The organism is Micromonospora sp. ATA51 (genome assembly GCF_016802855.1).
GTDB classification, from domain to species: Bacteria; Actinomycetota; Actinomycetes; order Mycobacteriales; family Micromonosporaceae; genus Micromonospora; species Micromonospora sicca.
In genome coordinates this window covers 1-6,572 of record NZ_JAEVHJ010000354.1, presented here as the reverse complement: position 1 = coordinate 6,572, position 6,572 = coordinate 1, and the positions used below count along the sequence as shown (strand labels likewise).

7 protein-coding genes and 1 pseudogene are annotated in these 6,572 nt (G+C 70.2%); 3 read left to right on the top strand and 5 right to left on the bottom strand.

What is annotated here, in order from left to right:
• Both JNW87_RS32735 and JNW87_RS32730 read right to left on the bottom strand, forming a co-directional pair.
• Positions 1–329: class I SAM-dependent methyltransferase (locus JNW87_RS32735; RefSeq protein ID WP_238455011.1), on the bottom strand; the 329-nt coding region annotated here is incomplete at its 3' end.
• Positions 330–518: 189 nt separating this feature from the next.
• Entirely contained in the window at positions 519–992 is a 474-nt protein-coding gene (locus JNW87_RS32730; protein WP_109802885.1) for a MarR family winged helix-turn-helix transcriptional regulator, read from the bottom strand.
• Positions 993–1,079: 87 nt separating this feature from the next.
• Here JNW87_RS32730 and JNW87_RS32725 point away from each other — a divergent pair, with 87 nt between their 5' ends.
• Both JNW87_RS32725 and JNW87_RS32720 read left to right on the top strand, forming a co-directional pair.
• A complete protein-coding gene (locus JNW87_RS32725) occupies positions 1,080–1,526 on the top strand; it encodes an MFS transporter (RefSeq protein ID WP_146231135.1) in 447 nt (148 codons plus the stop codon).
• Positions 1,527–1,818: 292 nt separating this feature from the next.
• The gene (locus JNW87_RS32720) at positions 1,819–2,670 is read left to right on the top strand and encodes an SDR family NAD(P)-dependent oxidoreductase (RefSeq protein ID WP_109802887.1); all 852 of its coding nucleotides are present in this window, start codon (positions 1,819–1,821) and stop codon (positions 2,668–2,670) included.
• A gap of 359 nt (positions 2,671–3,029) precedes the next feature.
• Here the strand turns inward: JNW87_RS32720 and JNW87_RS32715 are convergent, their stop codons facing one another.
• Positions 3,030–3,401 carry a helix-turn-helix transcriptional regulator gene (locus JNW87_RS32715; RefSeq protein WP_109802888.1) on the bottom strand — a complete coding sequence of 124 codons (372 nt, stop codon included), beginning with the start codon at positions 3,399–3,401 and terminating at the stop codon, positions 3,030–3,032.
• A 166-nt stretch (positions 3,402–3,567) separates the two neighbouring features.
• On the bottom strand, positions 3,568–3,990 hold the full coding sequence (locus JNW87_RS32710) for a hypothetical protein (RefSeq protein ID WP_201749736.1): 423 nt from the start codon (positions 3,988–3,990) through the stop codon (positions 3,568–3,570).
• Between the two features lie 277 nt (positions 3,991–4,267).
• Here JNW87_RS32710 and JNW87_RS32705 point away from each other — a divergent pair, with 277 nt between their 5' ends.
• The gene (locus JNW87_RS32705; protein ID WP_238455010.1) at positions 4,268–5,128 is read left to right on the top strand and encodes an aminoglycoside phosphotransferase family protein; all 861 of its coding nucleotides are present in this window, start codon (positions 4,268–4,270) and stop codon (positions 5,126–5,128) included.
• Positions 5,129–5,250: 122 nt separating this feature from the next.
• Here JNW87_RS32705 and JNW87_RS32700 read toward each other — a convergent pair.
• Positions 5,251–6,572: pseudogene (locus tag JNW87_RS32700) on the bottom strand (hypothetical protein); the annotation flags it as partial.

Here is a 6,572-nt window from a genome sequence, read left to right as displayed (position 1 = left end):
CACACGACGTACACGAGCGAGAACTGGCCGGGGACGGTCGTCGTGGCCATGTCACCGATGACGACCGGCAAGTCCTCCGCGGGCACCTTGCGCCGCAGCTGGTCGGCCATCGGCTGCGACAGCTCGATCCCGGTCACGGAGATGCCTCGGGCGGCGAGCGGGATCGCCACCCGGCCCGTGCCGATCGCGAGTTCCAGCGCGGGGCCGGAACCCGCCAGCGGTGCGAGGAAGTCCACGGCGGGGTCGAGCACGTGGGGTGCGAACATCTCGGCCGAGATGTCGTCGTACCGCTCCGCGGTGTCCTCGTCCCACAGGTCGCTGCTCGTCACGGGCACGAGCCTGCTTGCCTCCCTGCGCTCACGCTACCCATTTACGAAGGGGCGGCGTGCGTCGACCGGGGCAAGCTTGGTCACACCATCCAAACTCATTCGTTCATGCCGCTGACCGCGCGACTTTGCCGGACGTAGTGCGGCGATGTAAGGGTGGCTTTGGGGGCCCATGGCCCTCGAGCTCAGGACCTAACTCCCGGTCTCGGAAGATCGCTCGGCCGTGAGACGCCCGAGGAGTTCGACGAGTCGGGTGAGGTCGGCGGTCGACCAGTCCTGCGTGCGGGTGTAGAACTCCTTGCCGCGCTCCTCGAGCGTTGCCGCGACCCGTTGCCGACCTTCTGGGCTGAGTCGGACGATAATGCTGCGCCGGTCGTCCAGGGCCGGTGAGCTGTCCAGCAAGCCGAGTGATCGCATCTTGCCGATCAGGCTGCTGGTGGAGCTGCGGTCCATTCCGACGGCCTCGGCGACCTCGCTGGGCCGTGCTGGCCCGAAGGCGTAGAGCCAGCGCGCGATGTGGAACGCGGCCGGTTGCAGGTGCGGATGGAAGTGCGCGGCGCTGCGTTCGCTCAACGCCCGGGTCGCGCTGATGAGGGCGCTGATCCGCTCACCGAGGGCCAGCTCGATCTTGTGCCGGCTCTCGTCCCCGGGTGAGGTAGTTTGCATATCTCCACCATATCAGGGCTACGGTAATGGGCATCGGCAAACTACTTCGAGCGGAGATGGTCGTGGCCACGGCTCTTCGTCGTATCGTTGTTCCGGCTGCAGATCCAGCATCTGTCAGCAACCATGGTCGGTGTGCGGCTGCTTCCGCTGGGCCTGGCCATGCTCGTCGGAGCGATCCTCTCCGGCCGTGTCATCACCCGCATCGGCGACCGGTGGGCACTCGTCATCGGCTGCCCACTCGTGGCAGCCGGCCTGGTACGCAGTTCGTTCGCCCGGCTCGACAGCGGTTACCCGCAACTCGCCGTCGGCCTCACACTGATGGGCATCGGGCTTGGCCTGCTGTTCACCGCGACCGTCAACGCGACCGTCGGCAACGCGCCCGTCAACCTTGCCGGTCCTGCGGCCGGTGCCCAGCAAACCGCCAGCCGTCTTGGGCCACCCTCGGAGTCGCCGTGCTCGGCGGGTTCATGGCCGTCGCCACCAGCGCACACTTCAGCGATCTTCTTGACCACTCGGGTCTGCCTACCGCGCTGACCCCGGCCGCTCAAGCGATTCGGCACCGCCGTCGCTGGCGGCGTCGCGCCGAATCCCGAGGGAGCCACACCCCACCTCGCGGCCACCCTGACCGACTACACGAACATGTCGTTCCTCGCCGGCAAGCAGACGACCCTGCTGGTCGGCGCGGTCATATAGCCGCTGCCGCATGCTCATAGCCCTGGCCGTTCGCCGGCGCGCCCACCATCAGCGGGCCGCCGACGCCGTCGAGGCCGACCACCCCTTCGTCACCGGATGACCCAGCGCCGACAAACCTTGGAACAGGACAGTCATGGAACCCACGATCGTCATCACCGGCGCCACCAGCGGACTCGGCCGCCTGGCCGCCATCAAGCTCGCCCAACAGGGCACCCGCATCATCATCACCGCCCGCAGCCAGCAGAAGGCGGAGCAGACCTGCCAGGAGATCGGCACCGACCGCGTGGACGCATTCCTCGGCGACTTCACCCGGCTCGACGACGTCCGGCGTATCGGCCACGAGATCGCCGACCGCTACGACCACATCGACGTACTCGTCAACAACGCCGGCATCCACGCCTTCCAGCCACGCACCACCCCCGACGGCTACCCCGAAATGGTGGCCGTCAACTACCTCGCCCCCTGGCTACTGACCCACACACTGCTGCCCGCACTTCAGCGAGCCCCCGCCGCCAGGATCGTCAACGTCGCGTCCGAAGCTTCCCGCCGTCACGGAACGCTCCGGATCCCGCAGGATCTCACCGACACAAGCCCGTTCGGCGCGCGCGGGTCATCCGAGCACTACGGCAAGACGAAACTGCTCGACATCATGTTCACGATGGAACTCGCCCGCCGTCTCGCCGGCACCACCATCACCGCAAACTGCCTCGACCCCGGCTTCAACACCACCGGCCTCGGCCGCGAGCTCCGCTTCGCTGGCATCCTCCGAAAGGTCCTCACCCGGCTCAGGATCGGCGACCCCGCGCGCGGCACCGGCCTCATCGTCGCCCTCGCCACCGACTCCCGCTTCACCGGACGCACTGGCGGCTACTACACCGTCCGCGGAACCCGCCAGATTCAGCCCACGCCACCAGGGAACGACCCGAGCGCGCAGGCCCAACTCTGGTACGAAACCCAGCAACTCCTCGAACCCGTACCCAGGTAGGCCTCGGCGGCGATGCGCGCGCCCCAACCGTGAGGAACCGCGTCCCGCACGGGTTGACGTCGATGAGGCAGCGGTCGTCATCCCCGATGCGGGGCCAGGGCGCCGGGAACCGGGCGGCGGGAGCGTCGTCGCCGGCGAGGAGCAGGTCGAGCTCGTACGCCGACAGCTCGTCGTCCCGGCGGATCACGACGAGCCGGCGGTGCGGCCACCGCTGGACGGCGGGCGTGTCCGCAGTGTGGGCGACGCCCGGTACGCGAGGAGCGTTCGCCGGCACGCGGAAGGACGCCACGAGGCGAGGGCTGATGCTCAAGGAGCATCCTGCCAGCCCTCTACGACGGTGCGGCCCTCGAGAGTGCCGCTCAGCGGGCCTTCTTCGTCGCCCGCTTGCGCGGCGGCGTCAACAGGTCGGCGACCGCCGCGATCGCGGACGGCACTATGCGGTAGTACGCCCAGACGCCCCGCTTCTCGCGCTCGAGCAGGCCGGCCTCGGTGAGGATCCGAAGGTGATGACTCACGGTCGGCTGGGAGAGACCAAGCGGCGCGGTGAGGTCACTCACGGACGCCTCGCCCTCCGGAGCGGCCTGGATCAGACTGAGCAGTCGCAGCCGGGCCGGGTCGGCGAATGCCTTCAGCACTCCCGCGAGCCGCTCGGCATCGGCACGCTTAATCGGCTCGCCGGCAAGCGGCGAGATAGCAGGCATAGTCGTTTTCGTAGTTCCCACGTCTTCCATCGTTCCACCAACACCATCGATGGGCCGGTGGAACCGGAACCAGTACCCCGATGGCGACCGCGAGGCCGGATGCGAGGAGTGCTGGGGGCCGGGGCGGCGAGGTTACGAGCAGCCGCTGCCCATTCTCAAGGCGTCATGCACGCTGGGACCGCGTGACACGTTCGTGTCAGCGCCGCCACCCTGATGTTGGAACAGATGTGCGAGCGGGGATGAGGACTGATAGAGGACGGGTCGCGGCAACCTCGTGGGCCGAGGGCGTCCGCTCGTACGGCGACGGAGTGACGATCGATCTCCGTACGGCGAACAGCGAGCTGCTGCGCACCACCGGATGTGAACCAGGCGACGCGAACCGGACGGTGCGCCAGGCGGCCGGCGCGGGCGAGGCGGAGCTTCCCCCGCCGATCTGCGGCTGTACCGGCCGCCGCCGCAAACCCCACGCGGAAAGCTCCAACAACAACCGGTGCAGCCGATTGATGGTCTGCGTCCGTGCCCGGCCAAGCTCGTCGCGGCGGTCGACCAGCATCCCCATCACGACCAGGTCCGCATCGACCTGAACCGGCACGAGATTCGGGGTGCGCAGCGCGACCATCGCGACTGCGCATCCACCGGGTCGGTCTTGCGGCCGTTGCCGGTGGCGAGCATCGGCACCTGCGCCGACAGCTTCGCCGGCACGTCGAGCGCCGTCTCACCGTCATGCACCAGCCGGTGGGCGACGTGCTAGGAGAGCACCTACTTCGATCAGGCGCCGTAGTCCTTCGGGTGCGTCGGTGCTGGACACCTAATCAGTTGGCACCTCACCGCCTAACCGCATTACCGTGCCAGCCGTGCCCATCCATGATGACGAGATCCGAGCCACCGTCGGGCAGGTGCGCCGCCTGGTGGCGGCCCAGTGCCCGCAGTGGGCCGACCTTCCCGTGACACCCCTACCCGACGAGTTGGAGGGCACCGACCACGTACTCTTTCGGATCGGCAACGAACTCGTCGCCCGTATGCCCAAGATTGCCTGGGCGGTCGACCAGGCCGATTCCGATGCGCGGTGGCTGCCCTTGCTGGTGTCCCACCTGCCCGTGCGGATTCCAGTTCCGCTTCAGGTGGGCGAGCCGGGCGCGGGGTATCCGTGGCGGTGGACCGTGGTGCCGTGGGTCGTGGGGAGCACGCCTCCCAGGCTTGGCTGCGACGACGTATTCCTGGCCCGCGATGTGGCAGCCTTCGTTCGCGCCCTGCACGGGGTGGACCCGGCCGGAGGTCCGTTGAAGCCACCGGGTTCCCGCGGGTCCGCCCTGCTCCACGCCGATGAAGGCGTCCGCCGTGTGCTGCCCCGGCTCGCCGAGCATGACGACGGCTTCGATGTGACCGCGGCCGAGGCGGCCTGGGACGCCTGCCTGGCTGCTCCTGACTGGGACCGGGACCCCGTATGGATCCACGGTGATCTGCAGCCGGGCAACCTGATCACCGACCGCGGCCGACTGGCCGCGGTCATCGACTTCGGCGCACTCGGTGTCGGCGATCCGGCGCCGGACGTGGCTCCGGCGCTATGGACCTTCACCGGCGCGGCCCGAAAAGCCTACCGAGAGGCAGTCGGGTACGACGACGCCACCTGGCGCCGCGCCTGCGGCTGGGCCCTCGCACCGTCACTGACCGGCATCGACTACTACCGGCACACCTTCCCGCGAATGGCCGAGCACGGCCGCCGAATGGTCCGCGCAGTGATGGCCGAACTGGCGTGAGTGCCACGGCCAGCCGACTGGCTACGCGCTGTGCGTGTCCCCACAGCTGAGACTCCGATCCCATCGACAGTGCGCTGACCAGCGCTTTCTGCTCGGTGACCTCTTCGGCGGGCCGGAAGAGGTCAGGTCGGCATGAACGCGGCGAGCCGACGGGCGGCCTCGGTGAGGCGGTTGCGGCCAGGCTTGGCGGCGAGCGCGGCCAGGCCGGGCAGGTCGGCGGAGTGGCCGCCACGAGGAGCGGCGTTGGCGGCGAGGTCGACGAGGTCGGCCAGACCAGGGCGCGGTCCGGCGGGCAGGAGGACCGGCAGCGCCGCGGACGTCACCTGCCAGACCGTGTCGCGGGCGCCGGCCTTGAGCGCCTCGGCCAAGGGCTGGACGATTCGCTGCAGCACGATCCGGTCTGCCGTGGCGAGTGTCCCTACCTTCGCCCCGATACCCGTGCTGTCCCAGCCCGGGCGGGCGGCGAGTTCGATGAGCGCGTCGCCGGCCGCTAGCCGCGCGGTTTGCCGGTGGTTGGCGAGCGCGTACGCCATGGTCAGGGACATCGCCGGGCCGACCGGGCCGTCGGCCGCCGCGAGCCCCGCGAGGAAACCCGTGCCGGGGTTGCCGCGGTCCACGATGGCGGCGGCGAACGGCTGGATGTGCGCGGCCATTGCCTCGCGGTGCGACGGTGCGATCATCGGCCACAGGGCCACGGCTGTTGCGTTCCGGGCGGACCTGGCCCGTTCGGCCGCGCTGCGCGGATCGGCGAGTTCGGCCGGCAGGCCGGCCGGGTCCAGCATCGCGATCCGCCGGCTGGAGACATACGGTTGGTGCCCGACCTCCTCGACCCAGGTCCGCGGTTCGGCGGGAGTGGCCAGCCAGCCGGCGAACCGGCGGCCGGCCGGCGAGACCAGGCGCGCGGCGGTCGCCCGGACGGCGCGGTCCACCACGCGAGGCAGGCGCAGGATGGCCTGCGTCAGGTCGGCTTCGCCAGGTTGCCAGCCGTCGCGTTCTGCCTCCAGCAGGAGGCCGAGAACCCGGGCCGGGTCGACATGTCCGGCGACCGTGGCCGGCGTGGCCAGCAGCGCCACCGGCGGGGCAGTGACCAGCCGCGCGGTGAGTTCGGCGACCCGGCGTTCCACGAAGAGCGTCATCGGATGGCGTTCGGTGTGGTACCGCGGGTGGTACCCGGGGTGGGGTGGCGCGTCGCGTCCGATGGCGGCGGCGACCAGGGCCGGCCAGAGCCCGGGCCATTGCGGGATCAACGGCTCCAGCACCCGAGCGGCGGTGTTCCGGTCCCCGCCGGCCGCCCGCACCAGCCCGTCGAGCACCAGCTCGTGCCGGATCGGGTCGTCGTCGCCCCCGCGCAGCAGGATGCCAGCTCGCCGGCGACCGCGCCGAGATCCAGCGGGGGCGGCATCTCGGCCGGCGGCTCTGCGACGAGGGCGGGGGCGGACGCGGG